Origin of the sequence: Streptomyces sp. NPDC048254 (assembly GCF_043201895.1) — a bacterium.
Taxonomy (GTDB): Bacteria; Actinomycetota; Actinomycetes; order Streptomycetales; family Streptomycetaceae; genus Streptomyces.
Window position 1 is genome coordinate 134,696 of sequence record NZ_JBICZJ010000009.1, and the last position, 20,276, is coordinate 154,971.

The following is a 20,276-nucleotide window of genomic DNA, read 5'->3' on the forward strand; positions in this document are numbered from 1 at the left end:
TGAACATGCCTAATTCCCCCCGTGAGCCCGTAAAGAATGACGAGCCGGAAATTTCCGTTGAGTCATTGGTACTGCACGCCACTGACAACCAGGTCGCGCAGATCACCCTCAACCGCCCCGAGGCCCTCAACGCCATCACCCCTGACCAGCGGGAACGCATCATCCACCTGCTTTCCGAAGCCTCCGCGGACCCCTCGGTACGGGCCGTGGTCGTCACCGGGACCGGCCGGGGTTTCTGCGCGGGCGCCGACCTCCGCGGCGGCGCCACGGCCGAACGCCTCCCCGGCGACGTGGCCCGCACCATCCGGCTCGGCGCCCAGCGTCTGGTCGGCGCCGTCCTCGACTGCGAGAAGCCGGTGATCGCGGCGGTCAACGGCACCGCCGCCGGCCTCGGCGCCCATCTCGCGCTCGCCTGCGACCTGGTCCTGGCCGCCGAATCAGCCCGTTTCATCGAGGTGTTCGTCCGCCGCGCCCTGGTTCCCGACGGCGGCGGCGCCTATCTCCTCCCCCGTCTGATCGGCCCGCACCGCGCCAAGGAGCTGATGTTCTTCGGCGACACCCTCTCCGCGCCGGAGGCCGAACGGCTCGGCCTGGTCAACCGGGTGGTACCGGACGAGGAGCTGGCCAAGACGGCACGGGACTGGGCCGTCCGGCTCGCCACCGGTCCGACGCGCACCCTCGCCCTGACGAAGCAGCTGGTCAACGCGTCCCTGGACAGCGACCGGGCAGCCGCCTTCGCGGCCGAGTCCGCCGCCCAGGAGATCAACATGACGACGCGGGACGCCCAGGAGGGCCTGCGGGCCTTCGTGGAACGCAGAAGCCCGGAGTTCCGGGGACGGTGAGGCCGGCCGTCCGGGGATCCGCAGGGTGCGCGCAGCGGACGAAGCGGTCGTACGGCGTCCGGCACCGACCTTCCCATCTGACGTGCCGTCAGCTTCAATGAATGGATGATGGGACACGCAGGGGCGGCCGCGGCCGCTGTCCGCTACCTCAGGTCGGCCCCCTCGCCGGGGCCCGTGGAGGCGTTGCCGCGCCCGGAGTTGCGGTGTGTACGCGCGGACGAGCGGGCGCCGGTCGACCCGACGGAGTTCCGGCGTGTCCTGGGGAACTTCGCGACCGGAGTGACCGTTGTCACCTCACCGGCCGCCGAAGGCGATCCCTCCCCCGCCGGTTTCGCCTGCCAGTCCTTCTCCTCCCTCTCCCTCGACCCGCCCCTGATCTGCTTCATGGTCGGCCGTACGTCGGCCACCTGGCCGCGCATCGCCCGCGCGGGCGTCTTCTGCGTCAACGTCCTCGGCGCGGGCCAGGGCGAGCTGTGCCGCGCCTTCGCGGTGAGCGGCGCGGACAAGTTCGCGGGGGTCGCGTACGACACGGCCCCGGTGTCCGGCGCACCCCGCCTGACCGGCGCCGCCGCCTGGATCGACTGCGCGATCCACGCCGTCCACACGGGCGGCGACCACCTGATCGTGGTGGGCCGGGTGAACGCGCTGGGTGTGGGCGACGACCCGTGCCAGGCGCCGTTACTGTTCCACAGGGGGCGCTTCCTGCTTTAGGTCAGGCGCCCTTGCGTGGTCTGCCTCTCTTCGGCGCGGCAGGCCGCCATGACATCACGTCCTGCGCCGACAGACCGAGGCGGGCGAGGTGCTCTGTGTACACACGACGAAGAAGCATTCCGTCCGTCTCGGTGCCGGCTCCGGGTTCGTCCGTGGGTGCTGGGACCCATGGCAGTAGGTCCGCGATCGCCCTGAGCAGCGGCAGGGCCGACTCCGGACGGTGCGTGTGCGCATGGGAATCGGTGTCGAGCAGGTCCAGCACCGCCCGGGCGCGCTCGTACGCGCTCCAGCCTGCCCAGCCGATCGTCGTCGTGAGGGACAGCGGCGAGGCCGATGACGCGAACGAGACGAAACGCTCGCTCGGGATGTCGAACTTCCCGCGCTGCCGCCAGTAGGACGTCCGCATGAAGTCGGCGAGTGCAAACCGCGGTGGGGCCGGAGAAGGGGCCTCGTCGGCGTTCCCCTCTCTGTCATCTCGGCGCTGCGTCTCCCACAGTTCCTCCCACCGGGTCCGCTTGCGCAGGCCGGACGCCTGATACCGAAGAGGCGTCGCCTGGGGGACGTGCTCGTCGACGAGCAGTTCCAGCAGCACCTCGGTCACGCTCGCCCTGGGCGAGTAGAGCTCTGCCACGGTGATGAAGTCCTCGTCTTTGCCGAGCAGTTCGGCCAGTTTCCGGACGGTCAGCGCGACAGGACGCCTGATGTGGGCAGCGGACTCGTACCACAGCGAAGGCGCCTCACAGCGGTCGAGCAGGCGTTCCTTGAGGACGCCGCGGATCCGGGCGTCCCAGGGCGGAACGGCCCAGCGGCGCTTGTACTCGGGCTGTTCCAGCAGCGCGACCACGGAGTTTTCCTGGATCGCCGTCACCCGCCGCTGCACCAGGTCCCGGTACGCGGTGGGCCAGTGCCCAGGGATTTCGGTCACCGGTGTCGTCGCGTGGCGGTGGAACCAAGCGGTCTGTGCCTCGCCCGCCGCGACGCTCCTCGCCAGAGCGATTTCGAAAGCCCGCTCGCCCGGTGCGACATCAGGCACATCTCCCGGGGCGGCCAGCCCTTCCTCCTCGGTGACCAGGCCGTAGAGCTCGTACACCTTCCAGTCGAGCTCTTCCTGGAGGGCAATCATCCGCGACCTGAGTGTGTGCCACCGGTCCGCAGCCTTCGCGAGGAACCGGTCGTCGAGCCGGGTGTCCGCATCGGCAAATTTCCCCAGCACGTGCCTCGACTCGGCCGCCAGCTGGTCCAGCTCCTTGGCTTCCCCGGCCGGAAACCCCTCCCGGGGAAGCGGCAGATCGAGAAGCCGGGTGGAGGTGAACTCGTAGATCTTCTCCCAGGCTTCGCCGCCACGCAGCTGGTTGGCCCGCGGCTGCCCCTTGCTCTGACTCATCTGCTTGAGCCAGAAGGACACCGCCGAGCTGTTGAGAGCGCCGAGCAGCCCGAGGTGGGACTCCTCTGTGTCGCTCGGTGACAGCCTGATCTCCGGAGCGGAGTTCAGCGGGACGGCGGAGCCGCGGAGCAGGCTGAAGTGCGGGTGCGTGGCCACCCACGGGAAGACGATCGACCAGGGGTGCATGTCCCAGCCGGAGGCGATCTGGTGCCAGTCGTACCACGGTGCCGTCTTCTTCGCCCCCGGCCGCTCCCGCAGGACCGTGCGATAGGGCCACAGGCGCCGGTGGTGTCCGGGCAGCTCCCGAAGGTCGACGGGGGTCCGGCCGGGTCCGGAGCGCGGAAAGAACGCCACGAGCGCCGGATCCGCCGACCAGTCGCGCACCTCGGATCCGGTCAGCACCGGGACGATCACGCTCTCTTCCGCCCCGTAGCGCCGGAACGTGTCGGCGGAGGAGCAGAAGAGGTCGTCGGATCCGGTGTTGGCGGCGTATCCGACGCGGACCACTCGCTCACGGAGCCGGTGCCCGGTCTCCATGCGGCGCAGCGCCTCCCGAGCGGCCGCGGGGGTCAGGGCCCAGGGGAACACCGACAGCTCCTCGCGGTCCTGAAAGTAGGACTCCGCCCACCGGCTCGTGGCCCCTGCCTCGGACGCCAAAACACGCAGCGACTGCCAAACGGCTCCCTTCGCGGGGTCGGTCGGCGCCCCGGGCTCGCCCCGGCGACCCACGACGACGTGCACGGGCAGGTCGCGATCAGGCAGCCGGTTACGGCCCACGAGCACTGCGGTCGGGGTGCCGTGTCCGGGGATATAGGCCCCGGACGTGTCGATGACGTGGGAGATCTCGACCGTGGGGAGAAAGCCCTCGATGAGGTTCCGCCCGAACTCGCGTTTCATGAAGGAGTTGGAGGTCAGCAGGCCGGCGCGGCCCGCTGTCACGCCCCGCCGCGCGAGCCGGAAGGCGAGTTCGGTGAAGGGGACGGAGAGCGCGTAGGGACCGCTGCAGCTCGCGTAGGCGTCTCGGTAGGCCGCGAACAGGGCCTTGTCCTTCACGGTGATGTACGGCGGATTGGTCGTCACCACGTGATAGGAGGCGGGTTCGAGGAGTCCGTGGCGATCGGAGTACGCGTCGATGTCGGCTGCGGAGTCGAACTCGACGGCCCTCGCTCCGCCGTGCGCGTCGGGACGGCCGTGCAGGAGGGAGTCACCGGTCGCCACCACCACCGGCAGATCCGGAACGTCGTCAATGCGCTGCTCGCCCGTGCTGTTCATCGCGGCCAGCAACAGACGGAACCGTGCGACGAGCACGGCGCACGGATCGATGTCACAGCCGTGTACGGACCGCAGTGCCCGCGCCGCACGCTGCCAGGGGCTCATCCCTGGCTTGGCCTCGGACCACCGGTGGAAGAGCCGTTCGTACGCCCCGAGCAGGAAAGCACCCGTGCCGCAGGCGGGATCGACGAGACGGACGCCGGACAGCCGCGCCGCATCGGATGCCCGTTCGGCCAGGGCCGGTTCGAGAGCGAGGTCGTGGACGAGATCGACGACGAACGACGGCGTCGGCACTTGGCCGTACGACTGCCGTGTGCCCTCGTCGAGCGACGAGTGGAGGTCCGTGAGGAAGCTCGTGGAGCGTGACGCATCCGTGAAGTCGTGCACGAGGGCGCCGTCGGACGTCCGACGGCGCCAGAGGCCGACAAGCTCGGCGGCCGCCTCTGGGCTCGGGTGCATCCCCCACAGATGGCCGCCGCCGTCTCCGAACACCATGCCCATGGCGGGGTGATCGCGGAACCGATCGACGGCACGGCCCAAAGCGTCGCCGGGCGGCGTGTCCCCAGCGAGGGAGATGTCGAGCAGCCCGTTGTCCTCGCAAAACCTGATCATCACGGTGACAAGCACCCAGGCCGTCGCGGTCCGGGACACCCGGTCGTCCAGCCAGGTACGCCACGTCTTCGCCGTCGCACCATGGGCCGTGGCGAAGTCGTACTCCTGACGCCACCGCTCCGCGGCCGGGTCAGTGGAGGCCCGTGCCGCCAGATCCGATCTGATGCGGGCGGTGAGCGGCAGCAGGTCCGCGGTCAGGCCATTGTCGACGGGCATGAGCGCCTTCCGGCCAATTCCTTGGCGATTCCTCGCGCGCATTTCCTCGCGCAATGCAGGTCACGGGAAGAGTATCACCGTGAGAGTGTCATAAATATCGGTGAGTGTTGGGATCGCTGCTACGCTCCTCCCTGTTGTGTCTCGATGATTCGGGGCGGTTCCGGTCGGAAGGGGTGGGCGGCTCGCATGGGCGCCAGCGGCAGTGGAGGCAAGCAGGTGTGGGTGGCGATCATCCTGGTCGCCGCGGCGGTTGCCGGGGCCGTCGCAGGCGGCGTCTTCTGGGTGGCACAGGGAGGGCACCCGAGCGGCGACCGGGTCGTAGGGGCGGCCTACGCGGGCGGAGCCGCCTTCCTCGGGGTGGCAACGTTGGGCATCGCCATCGGAAGCTTCCTGAGCGGATGACCATTAGGGGTACACTTCTTAGGAGTGCACCCCTAAGAGGGAGGCCCCCGGGAGTGGTCATGCAGCAACCAAGGCCAGCCAAGCCGTCACGCGTCTTCGATCGAGGTCCCGAGTGGGACGCCCTCACCGCGTTCGTCAGCCGCCCCTTGCCACATGCCGGACTCGGGGTCCTCAGTGGCAGACGGCGCATGGGCAAGACGTACCTGCTGCGGGCGCTCGTCGAACAGTGCGGCGGTTTCTACTTCGGAGCCACAGACGCCACCGAGGCGGAGTCGCTTCGCCAGTTCAGCGCCGCTCTCGCCGAATACATGGGCTCCCCGGTGGCCTTCTCCTTCGCCACTTGGGACGATGCGGTCACCTACCTCTTCGGGCTCGCGGCCTCCGGCACCCGGACGCCCGGCGGACCAACGCCGGACGCCCCGTTTCTTGTGGTCATCGACGAATTTCCGTACTTGGTGAGGGCGGCCCCGGAACTGCCCTCGCTGATCCAGCGCGCGATCGACCACGGCCAGGTGGAGGAGAGCCGCATGCGCCTGCTTCTGTGCGGCTCGGCGATGTCCGTGATGGGCGGGCTGCTGGCCAGCACCGCGCCACTGCGCGGCCGGGCTCAGCTCGAACTGACCGTAAGGCCCTTCGGATACCGGGCGGCGGCGGATTTCTGGGGCGTTGCCGCCGATCCCGCACTCGCCGCCCGGCTGCACGCGGTTCTCGGTGGTACGCCCGCATACCGCCGCCAGTTCCTGGCCGACGACGTCCCCGCCGATCTGGACGGCTTCGACGACTGGATCTGCCGCACAGTCCTCTCTCCGTTCAGCCCGCTGTTCCGGGAGGCCCGGTACCTGCTCGCCGAGGAGGCCGACATCCGGGACACGGCGCTGTACCACTCGGTGCTGGCCGCCGTGGCACAGGGCAACACCACGCGTGGAGGCATCGCCGGATACATCGGCCGCAAGTCCGTCGACATCTCGCACCCGCTCAATGTCCTGGAGGACAGCCATCTCCTGGTGCGGGAAACCGACGTCTTCCGGGCGGGGAAATCCCAGTACCGCATCACCGAGCCCCTGATCAACTTCTACGAAGCCGTCATGCGGCCGGCCTGGGCCCGGCTTGAGGGCGGCCAGGCCGCAGAGGTTTGGGCCCAGGCAGGACAGCGTTTCTCGTCCCAGGTGGCCGGTCCGCACTTCGAGGCGATGTGCCGTGACTACGTGTTGGGGCCCGGGCGGACCCTGCTCAGTACCTCCCTGGGCGAGGTGGGCAGCGGTGTCGTGACCGATCCGAAAGCGCGCCGGCAGATCCAGGTGGATGTGGCCGTGGTCGAGCAAGGATCCGGCGGGCACCGTCCTTCAGTCGCGCTGCTCGGCGAGGCGAAGTGGGGCACGGTCATGGGAGTCGCCCACCTCGAGCGCCTCCTAAGGGCAAGGGAACTGCTCACCGGGCGCGGCATGGACACCTCGCACTGCGGGTTGGCCTGCTTCAGTGCGGCGGGCTTCAGCGAGGCCCTGCGGGCCGAGGCGGCGAAGGGTGGGGTGCTGTTGATCGGCCTGAACGAGTTGTACGGCCGGTCCATGCCGGACGGGTTCCTGCCCTTGTGACCTGAGTCAGCGTCGGACGCCGTCTGACGCGCTGGCGGCTCATCTGCCGGATCCCGACACGATTTTGAGGGGCACCGGGCGCCCGCCTCGCGAACGTAGATCCAACGAAGAATCTCCGACTCGGGACACTAGGCGGGAAGGGGCCCGCCCACGGCCGCCGGGTTTCCCGCCGCCGTCACCGGCCGGCGCCGGATCACCAGGGCCATCAGGGCCGCCGCCGCGCACAGGGCACCGGAGGCGTACCAGACCATGTCGTACGTGCCGAAGGCGTCGCGGGCGACACCGCCGAGGTAGGCGACGAGGGCCGCGCCGATCTGGTGGGAGGCGAGGACCCAGCCGAAGACGATGGCGCTGTCCTCTCCGTAGTGCTCCCGGCACAGGGCCAGGGTGGGCGGGACGGTGGCGACCCAGTCGAGGCCGTAGAAGACGATGAAGAAGATCATCGGCGGGTGGATGGCGGGGCCCAGCAGCATCGGCAGGAAGAGGAGGGAGATGCCGCGCAGGGCGTAGTAGACGGCGAGCAGCCGGCGGGGTTCGAAGCGGTCGGTGAACCAGCCGGAGGCGATCGTGCCGACGACGTCGAAGACGCCGATGACCGCGAGCAGCGAGGCCGCCGTGGTGACCGGCAGGCCGTGGTCGTGGGCGGCGGGCACGAAGTGGGTCTGGACCAGGCCGTTGGTGGAGGCGCCGCAGATCGCGAAGGTGCCGGCGAGCAGCCAGAAGGGCCCGGTGCGGACGGCGGAGAGCAGCACCCCGACCGTCCGGCGCGCGGCTCCGGTGACCGGCGCCGGCTTCGGTACGAAGTCCGCCGCGCCGTACGGCTTCAGGCCCACGTCGGCCGGGTGGTCGCGCAGCAGCAGCCAGACGAAGGGGACGACCGCGAGGGCGGCGAGGGCGACGGTGACGGCGGCCGGGCGCCAGTCGTACCGCTCGACCATCCAGGACAGCAGCGGCAGGAAGATCAGCTGGCCGGAGGCCGAGCCGGCGGTGAGGATGCCGCTGACCAGGCCGCGCCGCGTGCTGAACCAGCGGTTGGTGACCGTGGCGGCGAAGGCGAGGGCCATCGAGCCGGAGCCGAGGCCCACCAGCAGGCCCCAGCACAGCACCAGTTGCCAGGCCGCCGTCATCCACACGGTCAGGCCCGAGCCGACCGCGATCACGGTCAGGGCCACGGCCACCACACGACGGATGCCGAAACGATCCATCAGCGCGGCCGCGAACGGCGCGGTGAGCCCGTACAGCGCGAGGTTGACGGAGACGGCCGCGCCGATCGTGCCGCGCGACCAGCCGAACTCCGCGTGCAGGGGGTCGATGAGCAGGCCGGGCAGGGAGCGGAAGGCCGCCGCGCCGACGATCGTGACGAAGGTGACGGCGGCGACGAACCAGGCACGGTTGATACGCGGTGAGCGGGTCGGCTTCGAGTCCTCGACGACTGCTGCGGCTTCGCTTGTCTGGGTCACGCCATAAAGCTTCGGCCGAGCGGCCCACGCCATCGAGTGGCCCGAAGGACAGTATTCGCTAGAATCGGGCCATGAGCAGTGACCCCGGCTTCCGCCCGCACCGCGTCGTCGTCCTCGCCCTGGACGGGCTGCTCCCCTTCGAACTGGGTATCCCGCACCGCATCTTCGGCCGGCCCAGGGATGTGCGGGGACGGCACCTGTACGAGGTCGTGACCTGCTCGGTCCGGCCGCCGGGGCCGGTCGAGACCGACGCCGACTTCGCGATCCACGTGCCGCACGGCCCGGAGGCGCTGGCCACCGCCGACACCGTGGTCATCCCGGCGTCCTACGAGCTGGGCCCGGTATTCGAGCAGGGCGTCCTCACCCCCGAACTGGCCGCCGCCCTCGCCCGCATCCGCCCCGGCACCCGCCTCGCCTCCATCTGCACCGGTGTCTACGTGCTGGCCGCCGCCGGTTATCTGGACGGCCGCCCGGCGACCACGCACTGGGCCGAAGCGGACCATCTCCAGCGGCTGTTCCCGCAGGTCAAGGTGGACGCGGACGTCCTGTTCATCGACGACGGGGACGTGCTGACCTCCGCCGGGGTGGCGGCCGGCATCGACCTGTGCCTGCACATGGTCCGCCGCGACCACGGCACGGCCGTCGCCAACGAGGTGGCCCGCCGTACGGTCGTACCCCCGCACCGGGACGGCGGCCAGGCCCAGTACATCCACCGGCCGGTCCCCGACCCGCAGGTCGCCGGCACCACAACTGCTCGCGCCTGGGCCCTCGCCCGCCTGCACGAGCCCATCCAGCTGCGGGACATGGCCGAGCAGGAGGCCCTGTCGGTACGGACCTTCACGCGCCGCTTCCGCGAGGAGACCGGCATCAGCCCCGGCCAGTGGCTCACCCAGCAGCGCGTCGAACGCGCCCGTCACCTCCTGGAGTCCACCGAGCTCTCGATGGACCAGGTGGCCCGGGACGCCGGCTTCGGCACGGCCCAGTCGATGCGGCAGCACTTGCAGACAGCGCTCGGCGTCACCCCGACCGCGTACCGCCGGACCTTCCGGTCCGCCGCGGTCCACCAGAACGTGAGCACCCCCGTCAGAAGGTGAGCACCCCCCGGGCCACCCGCCCCGCCTCCGCGTCGGCGCGGGCCTTCTCGAAGTCCTCCGCCGGGTAGGTCCCGGTCACCAGCTCGTCGAGCATCAGACGCCCCTGGCGGTACAGCTCGGCGTACAGGGCGATGTCCCGCTGGGGGCGGGAGGAGCCGTAGCGGCAGCCGAGGATGGACTTGTCGAGGAACATCGAGGCGACGACGAAGGACGCCTCGGCGGTGGCGGCGGGGGTGCCGAGGAGGACGGCCTGGCCGTGCCGGTCCAGGAGGTCGACGGCCTGCCGGACCAGTTCGACCCGGCCGACGCACTCGAACGCGTGGTCCACGCCGGTCGGCAGCAGGTCCCTGACGCCGTCCGTCGAGGTCAGGAAGTCGGTGGCGCCGAACTGCCGGGCCACCTCCTCCTTGGCCGGGTTGGCGTCCACGGCCACGATCCGCAGCGCTCCCGCGATCCGGGCGCCCTGGATGACGTTGAGCCCGATCCCGCCGGTGCCGATGACCAGCACGGTGTCGCCGCGGTCGACGCGGGCGCGGTTCAGTACGGCGCCCACCCCGGTCAGTACGCCGCAGCCGATGAGGGCGGCCGAGGTCAGCGGGATGTCCTTCGGGATCCGTACCGCCTGCACGGCCTTGACGACCGTCCGTTCCGCGAAGGCCGAGTTGGACGCGAACTGGTAGACGGCCCGGCCGCCGCGCATGAACGGCTTCTGCGGCCGCCCTATGGCCTTCCGGCACATGGTGGGCCGCCCACGGTCACAGTCGGCGCAGGCGCCGCAGTTGGCGAGTGTGGACAGCGCTACATGGTCCCCGGGCGCGACATGGCTGACGCCCACACCGACCGCCTCCACCACCCCGGCACCCTCATGTCCGAGCACCACAGGAACGGGGAAGGGTATGGTCCCGTCCACCACGGACAGATCGCTGTGGCAGAGCCCGGCCGCCGCGACGGAGACCAGTACCTCTCCGGCCCCCGGCTCCCGCACTTCCAGATCGTCGACGACCTGTACCTGTTTTCCGTCGAACACCACACCACGCATCACGACTCGACCCCCTTCGGTTCCCTCGGCAGACCGAGCACGCGCTCGGCGATGATCGTGCGCTGCACCTGGTCCGAGCCGCCGTAGACGGTGTCGGCCCGGGAGAAGAGGAACAGGTGCTGGACGGTGTCCAGTTCGTACGGCGCGGCGGCCGACCAGTCGGCCGGGCCGACGCTCGCGCCGGCGCCCCGCACCAGTACGGCGAGCTCCCCGAGCCGCTGGTGCCAGCCGGCCCACAGCAGCTTGGCCACGCTCGGCGCGCCGGGTTCGCCGGCCGAACTCCCCAGTGTGCGCAGGGCGTTCCAGCGCATGACCCGCAGTTCGGCCCACTGCCGCACGAGCCGCGCCCGTACGACGGGATCGTCGGCGGCGCCGGTCGCCACGGCGTCCCGCACCACCCGTCCCAGTTCCTCGGCGAACCCGATCTGCTGGGCGAGGGTCGACACCCCGCGCTCGAAGCCGAGCAGGCTCATGGCGACGCGCCAGCCGTTGCCCTCGCCGCCGACGACATGATCCAGGTGCGCGTGGGCCCCGTCGAAGAAGACCTCGTTGAAGTCGCTGGTGCCGGTCAGCTGGCGGATGGGGCGGACCTCTATGCGGCCCGGCTGGTCCATGGGCACGAGCAGGAAGCTGAGTCCGTGGTGGCGCCGCGAGCCGGGTTCGGTCCGCGCGAGCACGAAACACCAGTCGGCCTCGTGCGCGAGCGAGGTCCAGATCTTCTGGCCGGTGACGCGGTAGCCGTCCGCCTCGCGTACGGCCGCGGTCCGCACGCCGGCGAGGTCGGAACCGGCGCCGGGCTCGCTGTACCCCTGGCACCACAGTTCCTCGCCGGCGGCGACGGGCGGCAGGAAGCGCGCCTTCTGCTCCTCGCTGCCGTGGGCGATGAGCGTCGGGGCGAGCAGGTTCTCCCCGATGTGCCCGGAACGCGGGGGCGCGGCCGACCGGGCGTACTCCTCGGCCCAGACGACCTGCTGGGTGAGCGTGCCGGTCCGGTTCCCGTACCCGCCCTCCGGCCAGCCGAGCCCGATCCACCCGGCGGCCCCGAGCGCACGCTCCCAACCGCGCCGGTCCGCATCGGCTTTGACGTGCGTGTCGAGCCAGGCCCGGACTTCGCGGCGAAACGCGTCGTCCTCCGGCGCGAAGCCGAACTCCACGGTGACCTCCAGATGAGCGTCGGGACTACGGCCGTACAGAAACCGCCGTTCCCTTCCGAACGCCGGCGCGGGCAGGGGCCCAAGGGGCGCGGGGAACTGCGCGAGCAACCACGACGGCGCCGCACTCGCCCGCACAGCGCATCGCGCCGCCCCCTAGGCGTTCGGCCGGTTTCCGGCCCGCGCCGCCGTCTCCATCGCCGTCAGGCGTGCCAGCATCGGCATCGGGTCCACCCCCACGCTCCCCGGCAGGAACTCAGCGATCCGCTCCGGCGTCCAGGACCCCTCCGAGGCGTACGCGGCGCGCAGCTCCCTCGGCTGGGCCCAGACCGCGATCTTCGGCCCGGCCACCGTGTACACCTGCCCGGTGATGTCCGCGTCCCGCGCGGCGTCCGACAGCAGGTAGACCACGAACGCCGCGACGTCCTCCGGTTCGCCGATCTCCGTCAGTTCCGTCGGGACCCCGGCCGACATCCGGGTCCGGGCCACCGGCGCCACCGCGTTCGCGGTCACCCCGTACTTGTGCAGGCCCAGCGCGGCACTGCGCACCAGCGAGATGATCCCGCCCTTGGCCGCGCTGTAGTTGGCCTGCGAGACCGAGCCCTGGTGGTTGCCGCTGGTGAAGCCGATCAGCGTGCCGGCGCGCTGGGCGCGCATCACCGCCGACGCCGCCCGGAACACCGTGAACGTGCCCTTGAGGTGGGTGGCGACCACCGGGTCCCACTCCTCCTCGGTCATGTTGAACAGCATCCGCTCGCGCAGGATCCCGGCCACGCACACGACCCCGTCGAGGCGGCCGTACGACGACAGCGCCATGTCCACGACCCGCTGCCCGCCCGCCATCGTGGAGATGTCGTCGGCGACCGCGACCGCGTCCCCGCCCGCCGCCTCGATCTCCTTGACGACGGCCTCGGCGACCTCGCTGGTGGGCGATCCGCCGTCGACGGAGACGCCGTAGTCGTTGACGACGACCTTCGCCCCTTCGGCCGCCGCTCCCAGCGCGACCGCCCGTCCGATCCCGCGTCCCGCACCCGTCACGGCGACGACCTTGCCTGCCAAGAAGTTCCCCACGCCCGGCCCCTTCCCGCGGTTTCTGACGGACCGTTAGATTTTATGGCGCGTCGGATGCACGGACACAAGCCCCGGGAAGGACTCAGATGTCACTGCCTACAGCCCGTTCGGCGTTTCACGACATCGCCGAGCGCGTCAACAACTGGGGCCGCTGGGGGGCCGACGACGAGATCGGCACGCTGAACCTGATCACCGACGAGGTGGTGCGGGAGGCGGCGGCGACCGTCCGGACCGGCCGCCGCGTCCCGCTCGCCCTCCCGCTCCGGCAGGACGGCGTGCAGACCGGCATGATCCCGGGGCGGGTCAACCCCCTGCACGCCATGGTGCAGCTCAACCAGGAGCTCTTCGGCCCGGGGACGGTGGCGTGCAGCGACGACGCCGTGACCATGGGGCTGCAGGCCGGCACCCACTGGGACGCGCTCGCCCATGTCTCGCACTCGGGAAAGCTCTACAACGGCCGCCCGGCGGGGACCGTCACCGCGCACGGCGGTGCCGAGTTCGGCGGGATCGACAAGGCGCGGCACATCGTCTCGCGCGGGGTGCTGCTGGACGTGGCACGCGCGCGTGGCGCGGCGCGGCTGGCGGGCGGCCACGCGGTCACGCCCGAGGATCTCGACGCGGCGGAGGAGCTGGCCGGGACCACGGTCCGCGCCGGTGACATCGTGCTGGTGCGCACCGGCCAGGTGCAGGTGTATCTCGCCGGGGACAACCACGGGTACGGCTACCCGTCACCGGGGCTGTCGGTGCGCACCCCGGAGTGGTTCCACGCCCGCGATGTGGCCGCCGTCGCCAACGACACCCTCACGTTCGAGATCTTCCCGCCCGAGATCGAGGACCTGTGGCTGCCCGTGCACGCCCTGGACCTGGTCGAGATGGGGATGCTGCAGGGCCAGAACTGGAATCTCGAAGAGTTGTCCACAGCCTGTGGAGAAACCGGCCGGTACGCGTTCTGGCTGTCGGCGATGCCGGAGCCGTTCGTCGGGGCGACGGGCACGCCGGTCGCCCCGGTGGCCGTGCTCTGAGGTCCGCGCGCGGCCGTGCTCTGAGGTCCGCGCGCGGCCGTTCCCCGAGGTCCGCGCGCCGTCGCCGTTCGAGGTCGGTGTCACGCCGAGACCGGCGTGACACCGCCCCTCCCCCATTCCCCCTGAAACCCGGACGGCTGCGCGCACCGGCCCGCCCCGAGCCCGGTCCCGCACGCCTCCGTCCGGCTCGACCCACGCTCGACGAGGGTGTCCGTCCCCTCGCCGTCCCCTCGCGGCGAATCGCAGACCTCAAGCGTGAGCACGCGGTCACAAGGCGTCAACACCCGTTCGGGGTTTTAGGACTTATGCCCCGGTTCATCATGGGCGCGCACGGATGCATTCCCCGGCGCATCACCGCACACCGGGATCACACCGCCTCGAAAGCCAGCCCCTCGAACGAGGCCAGCCCGCCTCCGTACGCCACCGCCGCGCCCTGCCGGGGTTCCGAACACCGGTCGAGTTCGCACCAGATGCGCTTACCGGCGCCTTCGGGGCTCCAGCCCCAGCGGTCGGCGAGCCCGTCGACGAGGGCGAGGCCGCGGCCGCCGGTCGCGTCACTGTCGACGCACCGCGGTACGGGCGCGCGGTCGCTGCTGTCGGCGACCTCCAGCCGTACGGTGGCCGACTCCTCGGCGTCTGCGCGGTCCGCGCCCGGCAGCGAGAGTCGCAGCACGGCCGGGCAGCCCGTGTGCACCACGGCGTTGGTGACCAGCTCGGAGACGAGCAGGATCAGCGTCTCGGCCAGCGACTCGTCCGCCGCTATACCGGACCCGGCGAGGCGCGAGCGCGCCCACCTTCTGGCCCGTCCCACCTCCGCGGGGTCGGGCCGGATCTCCAGCTGCACTTGAAGCACCTGCACCGCTCACACCATCCGAACCGGCGGACACATGAACCCGCGCCGAGCGAGCGCCACGACCAGGACCGCGACGACAAAGACGGCGAGGGCCACGATCGTAGCCATTTTCTGCATGGCCAGAACAACGGCCAGAGCAAGGGTCACGGAACGTGATTCCCTTACGAGACAGCATGGTTGACGTACAGTCACCCCAACAAGCGCTTCGGGCATATTCCAACGCGAAGGATTACGCGTACGGCATACTGTGCGACGCTCGCTGCGGGGAGTCGAACAGGCGGGGGCACAAGCCCTTACCGCCCTGCGAGCGGCGGTACGCACCATGAGCCGCGGGGCCGCTTCGACGGCACCGCCGGCATGGCTCGTCCTCGGAACCACTCGCATCCCACAGAAGGTACCCGAGGGGACACCCGACTCCAGGCCGTGACGAGTCACGCGTTGGACACAACCCGATATCAACGCTCCGTGATTCCGGTATGCCACGATCCGCGACACCCCGGCCGCCCGGACCCTCGAATGCGCAGACCAGGGCCGTTTCGAACGCTCACCCGAGCAACTCGGCGGCGAGCGTTTCCTCACTCTCCGTGTTCCCTCCGCCACGCTGAGCCCGCAGCCAGGCCCTTTTCATGTGCAGATGCACCTCTGCCTCCCAGGTGAAGCCCATCCCGCCGTGCACCTGGAGACAGTCCCGGGTGCCGCGCACGGCGGCCTCGTCGGCGAGCAGCCGGGCCGCCGCGATGTCCACCGGGTCGGCGGTCACGGCGGCCGCGTAGACCGCCGCACGCGCGGTCTCGGCGCGCACCAGCATCTCGGCGCACAGATGCTTGACCGCCTGGAACGCCCCAATGGGCTGCCCGAACTGTTCGCGGGTCCGCGCGTGTTGCACGGCGAGCTCGCACGCGCGCGTGGCGGTGCCGAGCTGCTCGGCGGCGGTCAGGAGTACGGCGACCGGGTCGGGTGCCGTGACCGCCGCCCCGGGCACCCGGTGCAGGGGCGTCAACGGGTCCACGGAGCGCAGCGGTACGGCGCCCGACGCGTCCCCTCGTACGACATCGGCCTCGGCCAGCCACTCCACCAGGCCGCCGTCCACGCGGGCCACCACCGCCTCCCCGGTGGCCGCGCCGGGCACGTCGGCCGCCGCGAGCTGGGTGGCCGCCAGCGGGCCGGTCAGCAGAGCCCGGCCCGCCTCCTCGAAGACCAACACCGCCTCGGGCAGCCCGAGTCCGACGCCGCCGTCCGCCTCCGGCAGCCGCAGCGCGAAGAAGCCGGCCGCCCCCAGCTGCCGCCACAGGCCCCGGTCCAGGCCGGGCGCGCCGACCGCCGTCCGCAGCGCCGTCCCGTCGAACCGGCGTGCGAGCAGCTCCCGCATCCCGTCCCGCAACGCCTTCTGGTCGTCGCTGAGTTGAAAGCGCACGCCCGCTCACCGCCCCTTCGGCAGCCCGAGGATCCGCTCGGCCACGATGTTCCGCTGGATCTGCGAGGTCCCGGCCGCGATGGTGTACGAGAGGGAGGAGAGCCGGTCGAGGACCCACGGCCGGTCCAGGTCGAGGGCGTCCGGGCCGAGTACGGCGGCGGCCGCGTCGTACAGCTCCTGGCGGGCGTGCGAGTAGCGCAGTTTGAAGACCGAGCCGCCGACGCCGGGCACGCCCCTGCCCTCCGCCTCGCTGACGTTCCACTGGGTCAGCCGCCACAGCGCCCGGAACTCGGCGTTGAGCCGGCCGAGGCGGCGGCGCAGCACCGGGTCGTCCCAGGTGCCGTTCGCCCGCGCCACGCGCGCGAGGTCGCCGAGCACCCGGCGGCAGGCGACGACCTCGCCGACGAAGGCGGTGCCGCGTTCGAAGGAGAGGGTCACCATGGTGACGCGCCAGCCGTCGTTCTCGGCGCCCACCCGGTTGGCCACGGGCACCCGCACCTCGTCGAGGAACACCTCGGCGAACTCGGCCGACCCGGCGAGCGTGCGCAGTGGCCGTACGGTGATGCCCGGCGCCGCCATGGGCATGGCCAGCCAGCTGATGCCCTGGTGCCGGGGCGCCCGCGGGTCCGTGCGCACCAGCAGCTCGCACCAGTCGGCGACCTCCGCGTGCGAGGTCCAGATCTTGGCGCCGCTCACCACGTAGTCGTCACCGTCGCGCCACGCGCGCGTGCGCAGCGCGGCCAGGTCGGAGCCGGCGTCCGGTTCGCTGAAGCCCTGGCACCACACCTCGTCGCCGCGCAGGATCGGCGCCAGCCAGCGTGCCCGCTGCTCCTCGGTGCCCTCGGCGGCGATGGTGGGGCCCGCGTGCAGCAGGCCGACGAAGTTGGCGCCGACATAGGGCGCGCCGGCCCGCTCGGTCTCCTCGAGGAAGATCAGCCGCATGGTGGGGGACGCGTCCCAGTGGACGTCGGCGTACCCGGCGTCGTACAGCGTCCGCTGCCAGCCGAGGTCGTAGGCGCGGCGGCCCGGCCAGTCCTCGGGCTTCGGCTTCGGCGGCAGGCCGGGGAGCACCTTGGCGAGCCACTCCCGCAGCCGCGCCCGAAAGTCCTCCTCCTCGGGTGTGTACGACAGATCCACCGGCAGACACCCCCACGGAGCTGATGGTTCGTCAGATCTCGCAGGCTAGCCCCGCACCCCTGGACCGACAAGGTGCCAGGACCTACGATCTGACGACTCGTCAGTTCTGCTGGGCAGGGGGACTCCATGAACGCCACCGCACACGAACTGAGCGCCTCCCGCACGCTCTGGGACCTGGTCGCACGCCGCGCCGAACTCACCCCCGAACGGCCGGTGTTCCTCCAGGGCGACCGCACGCTGTCCTTCGGCGCCCTGCGTGCGCGTGCCGAACGCGCGGCGGCCGGGCTGTACGGCATGGGCGTGCGCCCCGGCACGGTCGTCGCCTGGCAGCTGCCGACCCGGATCGAGACGGCCGTGCTGTCCTTCGCGCTGGCCAGGCTCGGTGCCGTGCAGTCGCCCGTCATCCCCTTCTACCGGGACCGCGAGGTCGGCTTCGCACTGCGCGAGTCACGGGCCGAGTTCTTCGCCGTACCGGGCGTGTGGCGCGGCTTCGACCACACGGAGATGGCCCGGCGGCTGGGCGCGAAGGGGGTCTTCGAGGCGTACGGCGAACTGCCCGACGGCGATCCGTCCGTGCTGCCCGCCCCGCCCGCCGAGGGCACCTCCGTACGGTGGATCTACTGGACCTCGGGAACCACCTCGGACCCCAAGGGCGTTCTGCACACGGACCGTTCACTGATCGCGGGCGGTTCGTGCCTGGCGCACGCGCTGCGGCTCACGGCGGCCGACGTGGGCTCGATGGCCTTCCCGTACGCGCACATCGCGGGCCCCGACTACACGGTGATGCTGCTGCTGTACGGCTTCCCGGCGGTGATGTTCGAGCAGTTCGCGCTGCCGGACGCGCTGCCGGAGTACCGCAGGCACGGGGTGACGGTGGCGGGCGGTTCGACGGCGTTCTACTCGATGTTCCTGGCCGAGCAGCGCAAGCAGCCGGAGGTACCGGTCATTTCCTCGCTGCGGCTGCTGGCCGGCGGCGGGGCGCCCAAGCCGCCTGAGGTGTACCACGCGGTGGCGCGCGAGATGGGGGTCCAACTGACGCACGGGTACGGCATGACCGAGGTGCCGATGATCACGATGGGGGCGCCGGACGACACGGCGGAGAACCTGGCGACGACCGAGGGGAAGCCGCCGGAGGGGATGGAGATACGGATCGCCGCGGGCGGTGAGGTGCGGTTGCGCGGGGAGGCGGTGTGCCAGGGGTATCTGGATCCGGCGCAGACCGCCGAGGCCTTCGACGAGGACGGGTTCCTGCGGACCGGCGACCTCGGGCGGATGACCGAGAGCGGTCACCTCGTGCTCACCGGCCGCCTCAAGGACGTGATCATCCGCAAGGGCGAGAACATCTCGGCGAAGGAGATCGAGGATCTGCTCGCCGCGCATCCTGCGGTGGGCGACGCGGCGGTGGTGGGGCTGCCGGACGCGGAGCGCGGGGAGCTGGTGTGCGCGGTGGTCGAACAGCCGCCGGGAGCGGCCGCGTTGACGCTCCCGGAGGTGGTGGCGTACCTGCGTGCGGAAGGGCTGTCGGTGCACAAGCTGCCGGAGCGGCTGGAGGTGGTGGACGCCCTTCCACGCAACGAGACCTTGCGCAAGGTGCTCAAGTACAAACTGCGCGACCGCTTCTCGACGGCGTCCGCGCCGGGAAGTACTACTCCGGGATTGTGAAGTAGCGGGCGAACGCCGGGACGATCTGTGCCTCCGCGACCTTCCCGTCGCCGTCGATGTCGAGGCCGGCCGCGACCGACTGCGCGATCTCCGGCGGGACCCCGAGGACGCGCAGCACGCGCACGGTGTCGGTGACGGTCGCGGTGCCGTCGCCCGCGGTGTCCGCGAGGGCGAGGGCCGCGTGCAGGAAGGGGCGGGCGATCTCGCCGAACCGGTCGGGATTGTCGTGCAGCCGCTTGACCGCGCCGCTCACGAACTCCTCGCGGGTGATGCGCTGGTCGCCGTCCCGGTCCGCCATGCCGGCCATGCCCTGCCAGAAGGCCTCCGCGCCCGCGTAGAGGGCCTGGCCCTTGTCGGAGCGGGCGGGGGTGCCGAACTCGGCGAGCAGCGCCTTGGCCGCCGTGTTGAAGTCCTCGCGGTCGATCGAGCCGTTGCCGTCCTGGTCGAAGGTTGCGAACCGGGCGGCGATCCGTCGCTCGTACTCGGTGCTGACCATGTGTGTTCGGGCCGCCTTACGTGACGTGGGGGTTCCTCTCGCAGGGAGCGTACGACGCGCGGGGCGGCCGGGGAGCAGGAAAACGACCCTTGTGCCAAGACCGGGGGAATTCTGCGACAACAATGTGGCACTGCCGTGATCGTCGGCTATGGAGGGCGCGTCGGGGTCGCCGATCCACCGGCTTCGGAGGGTGCGCGCCCGCTACGCCGAGAGCGGGCCCTCCTCGTCGCTGACCGCGCTGTCCATGTCGGGGTACACGTCGAACAGCCGCCGTACGCCGAGGGCACCGAGGACCCGGTTGACGTGAGAACCGTCACTCGCGCCCTGAGCGGGCAGTATCAGCCGCAGCCGGCCCCGGCAGGAGCGGATCAGGCGGCGGGCCGCGATGAGGACGCCGACCCCGCTGGAGTCGCAGAAGAAGACGTCGGAGAGGTCGAGGACGAGGCTGTGATGGCCGTCGGCCACCGCGTCGTGCACCCGCTGGCGCAGCACCGGCGAGGTCACCAGGTCCAGTTCGCCCGACACCCCGAGCACGGCCCACTCACCCTGTTCGACGCCGGTCACCTTGAAAGCCACGGCTCAGCCCTTCGCTCGCCGGATCTCCGGAACCGCCCGGAAACGGAGCCAGTTCCTTCGCTTCTTTTCGCGCGGCTGCCCAGCGGCCGTTCCCCGAAACCCCGGACGACAAACGAGCGACGATCGGCAAGGGTCTTGTTTCGGTCACCTACGATCCTGTTCGATCAGAAACAGAAGGGTCGCCCGGGCACGACCGTGGCACCGGAGAAGCGCCCCGAGGGGCGCACTGACCAGCGCACGAAGAGGCGACGGAGGAGCACCGAAGGGCCT

General features: G+C 71.1%; 18 protein-coding genes. 7 read left to right on the forward strand and 11 right to left on the reverse strand.

Going from position 1 to position 20,276, the window contains the following annotated elements; translation table 11 throughout:
• Positions 1–5: 5 nt before the first annotated feature.
• Both ACGFZQ_RS25200 and ACGFZQ_RS25205 read left to right on the forward strand, forming a co-directional pair.
• Positions 6–842, forward strand: a complete 837-nt coding sequence (locus ACGFZQ_RS25200) for an enoyl-CoA hydratase/isomerase family protein (protein WP_393842209.1) — start codon at positions 6–8, stop codon at positions 840–842.
• Positions 843–950: 108 nt separating this feature from the next.
• Positions 951–1,553: a flavin reductase family protein gene (locus ACGFZQ_RS25205; RefSeq protein WP_393842445.1), complete on the forward strand. Its 603-nt coding sequence runs from the start codon at positions 951–953 to the stop codon at positions 1,551–1,553.
• 1 nt (position 1,554) lies between these two features.
• On the opposite strand, the gene pglX is transcribed toward ACGFZQ_RS25205, so the two are convergent.
• Positions 1,555–5,037 carry a BREX-2 system adenine-specific DNA-methyltransferase PglX gene (gene pglX / locus ACGFZQ_RS25210; RefSeq protein WP_393842210.1) on the reverse strand — a complete coding sequence of 1,161 codons (3,483 nt, stop codon included), beginning with the start codon at positions 5,035–5,037 and terminating at the stop codon, positions 1,555–1,557.
• Positions 5,038–5,223: 186 nt separating this feature from the next.
• Here pglX and ACGFZQ_RS25215 point away from each other — a divergent pair, with 186 nt between their 5' ends.
• Complete coding sequence (locus ACGFZQ_RS25215; RefSeq protein ID WP_393842211.1) at positions 5,224–5,439, forward strand: hypothetical protein; 216 nt, start codon at positions 5,224–5,226, stop codon at positions 5,437–5,439.
• Positions 5,440–5,498: 59 nt separating this feature from the next.
• Positions 5,499–7,031, forward strand: a complete 1,533-nt coding sequence (locus ACGFZQ_RS25220) for an ATP-binding protein (RefSeq protein ID WP_393842212.1) — start codon at positions 5,499–5,501, stop codon at positions 7,029–7,031.
• Between the two features lie 128 nt (positions 7,032–7,159).
• Here ACGFZQ_RS25220 and ACGFZQ_RS25225 read toward each other — a convergent pair whose 3' ends face one another.
• The gene (locus ACGFZQ_RS25225) at positions 7,160–8,491 is read right to left on the reverse strand and encodes an MFS transporter (RefSeq protein WP_393842213.1); all 1,332 of its coding nucleotides are present in this window, start codon (positions 8,489–8,491) and stop codon (positions 7,160–7,162) included.
• A 71-nt stretch (positions 8,492–8,562) separates the two neighbouring features.
• Here ACGFZQ_RS25225 and ACGFZQ_RS25230 point away from each other — a divergent pair, with 71 nt between their 5' ends.
• On the forward strand, positions 8,563–9,585 hold the full coding sequence (locus ACGFZQ_RS25230) for a GlxA family transcriptional regulator (protein ID WP_393842214.1): 1,023 nt from the start codon (positions 8,563–8,565) through the stop codon (positions 9,583–9,585).
• On the opposite strand, the gene ACGFZQ_RS25235 is transcribed toward ACGFZQ_RS25230, so the two are convergent.
• The 3 genes from ACGFZQ_RS25235 to ACGFZQ_RS25245 form a co-directional block, all read right to left on the reverse strand.
• Positions 9,575–10,624: an alcohol dehydrogenase catalytic domain-containing protein gene (locus ACGFZQ_RS25235; RefSeq protein WP_351737262.1), complete on the reverse strand. Its 1,050-nt coding sequence runs from the start codon at positions 10,622–10,624 to the stop codon at positions 9,575–9,577. The two genes, ACGFZQ_RS25230 and ACGFZQ_RS25235, sit on opposite strands and share 11 nt — an antisense overlap.
• Positions 10,624–11,778 carry an acyl-CoA dehydrogenase family protein gene (locus ACGFZQ_RS25240; RefSeq protein ID WP_393842215.1) on the reverse strand — a complete coding sequence of 385 codons (1,155 nt, stop codon included), beginning with the start codon at positions 11,776–11,778 and terminating at the stop codon, positions 10,624–10,626. Before ACGFZQ_RS25240 ends, ACGFZQ_RS25235 begins: the two co-directional genes overlap by 1 nt.
• 153 nt (positions 11,779–11,931) lie before the next feature.
• On the reverse strand, positions 11,932–12,846 hold the full coding sequence (locus ACGFZQ_RS25245) for an SDR family NAD(P)-dependent oxidoreductase (protein ID WP_393842216.1): 915 nt from the start codon (positions 12,844–12,846) through the stop codon (positions 11,932–11,934).
• Positions 12,847–12,932: 86 nt separating this feature from the next.
• Here ACGFZQ_RS25245 and ACGFZQ_RS25250 point away from each other — a divergent pair, with 86 nt between their 5' ends.
• Complete coding sequence (locus ACGFZQ_RS25250; RefSeq protein WP_393842217.1) at positions 12,933–13,868, forward strand: cyclase family protein; 936 nt, start codon at positions 12,933–12,935, stop codon at positions 13,866–13,868.
• A 367-nt stretch (positions 13,869–14,235) separates the two neighbouring features.
• On the opposite strand, the gene ACGFZQ_RS25255 is transcribed toward ACGFZQ_RS25250, so the two are convergent.
• The 4 genes from ACGFZQ_RS25255 to ACGFZQ_RS25270 all read right to left on the reverse strand — a co-directional run bounded on the left by ACGFZQ_RS25255 (position 14,236) and on the right by ACGFZQ_RS25270 (position 17,272).
• Entirely contained in the window at positions 14,236–14,712 is a 477-nt protein-coding gene (locus ACGFZQ_RS25255; RefSeq protein WP_382533562.1) for an ATP-binding protein, read from the reverse strand.
• Positions 14,713–14,730: 18 nt separating this feature from the next.
• Positions 14,731–14,868, reverse strand: coding sequence for a hypothetical protein (locus ACGFZQ_RS25260; RefSeq protein ID WP_351737254.1), 138 nt, complete (start codon positions 14,866–14,868; stop codon positions 14,731–14,733).
• A gap of 397 nt (positions 14,869–15,265) precedes the next feature.
• The gene (locus tag ACGFZQ_RS25265) at positions 15,266–16,135 is read right to left on the reverse strand and encodes an acyl-CoA dehydrogenase family protein (protein WP_393842218.1); all 870 of its coding nucleotides are present in this window, start codon (positions 16,133–16,135) and stop codon (positions 15,266–15,268) included.
• A gap of 6 nt (positions 16,136–16,141) precedes the next feature.
• The gene (locus tag ACGFZQ_RS25270) at positions 16,142–17,272 is read right to left on the reverse strand and encodes an acyl-CoA dehydrogenase family protein (protein ID WP_393842219.1); all 1,131 of its coding nucleotides are present in this window, start codon (positions 17,270–17,272) and stop codon (positions 16,142–16,144) included.
• Between the two features lie 126 nt (positions 17,273–17,398).
• Between ACGFZQ_RS25270 and ACGFZQ_RS25275 the strand changes: the two genes are divergently transcribed.
• On the forward strand, positions 17,399–18,934 hold the full coding sequence (locus ACGFZQ_RS25275) for a class I adenylate-forming enzyme family protein (RefSeq protein ID WP_393842220.1): 1,536 nt from the start codon (positions 17,399–17,401) through the stop codon (positions 18,932–18,934).
• On the opposite strand, the gene ACGFZQ_RS25280 is transcribed toward ACGFZQ_RS25275, so the two are convergent.
• A complete protein-coding gene (locus ACGFZQ_RS25280) occupies positions 18,918–19,430 on the reverse strand; it encodes an EF-hand domain-containing protein (RefSeq protein ID WP_351737246.1) in 513 nt (170 codons plus the stop codon). The two genes, ACGFZQ_RS25275 and ACGFZQ_RS25280, sit on opposite strands and share 17 nt — an antisense overlap.
• Positions 19,431–19,631: 201 nt before the next feature.
• Entirely contained in the window at positions 19,632–20,006 is a 375-nt protein-coding gene (locus ACGFZQ_RS25285) for an STAS domain-containing protein (RefSeq protein WP_351737244.1), read from the reverse strand.
• Positions 20,007–20,276 lie beyond the last annotated feature (270 nt).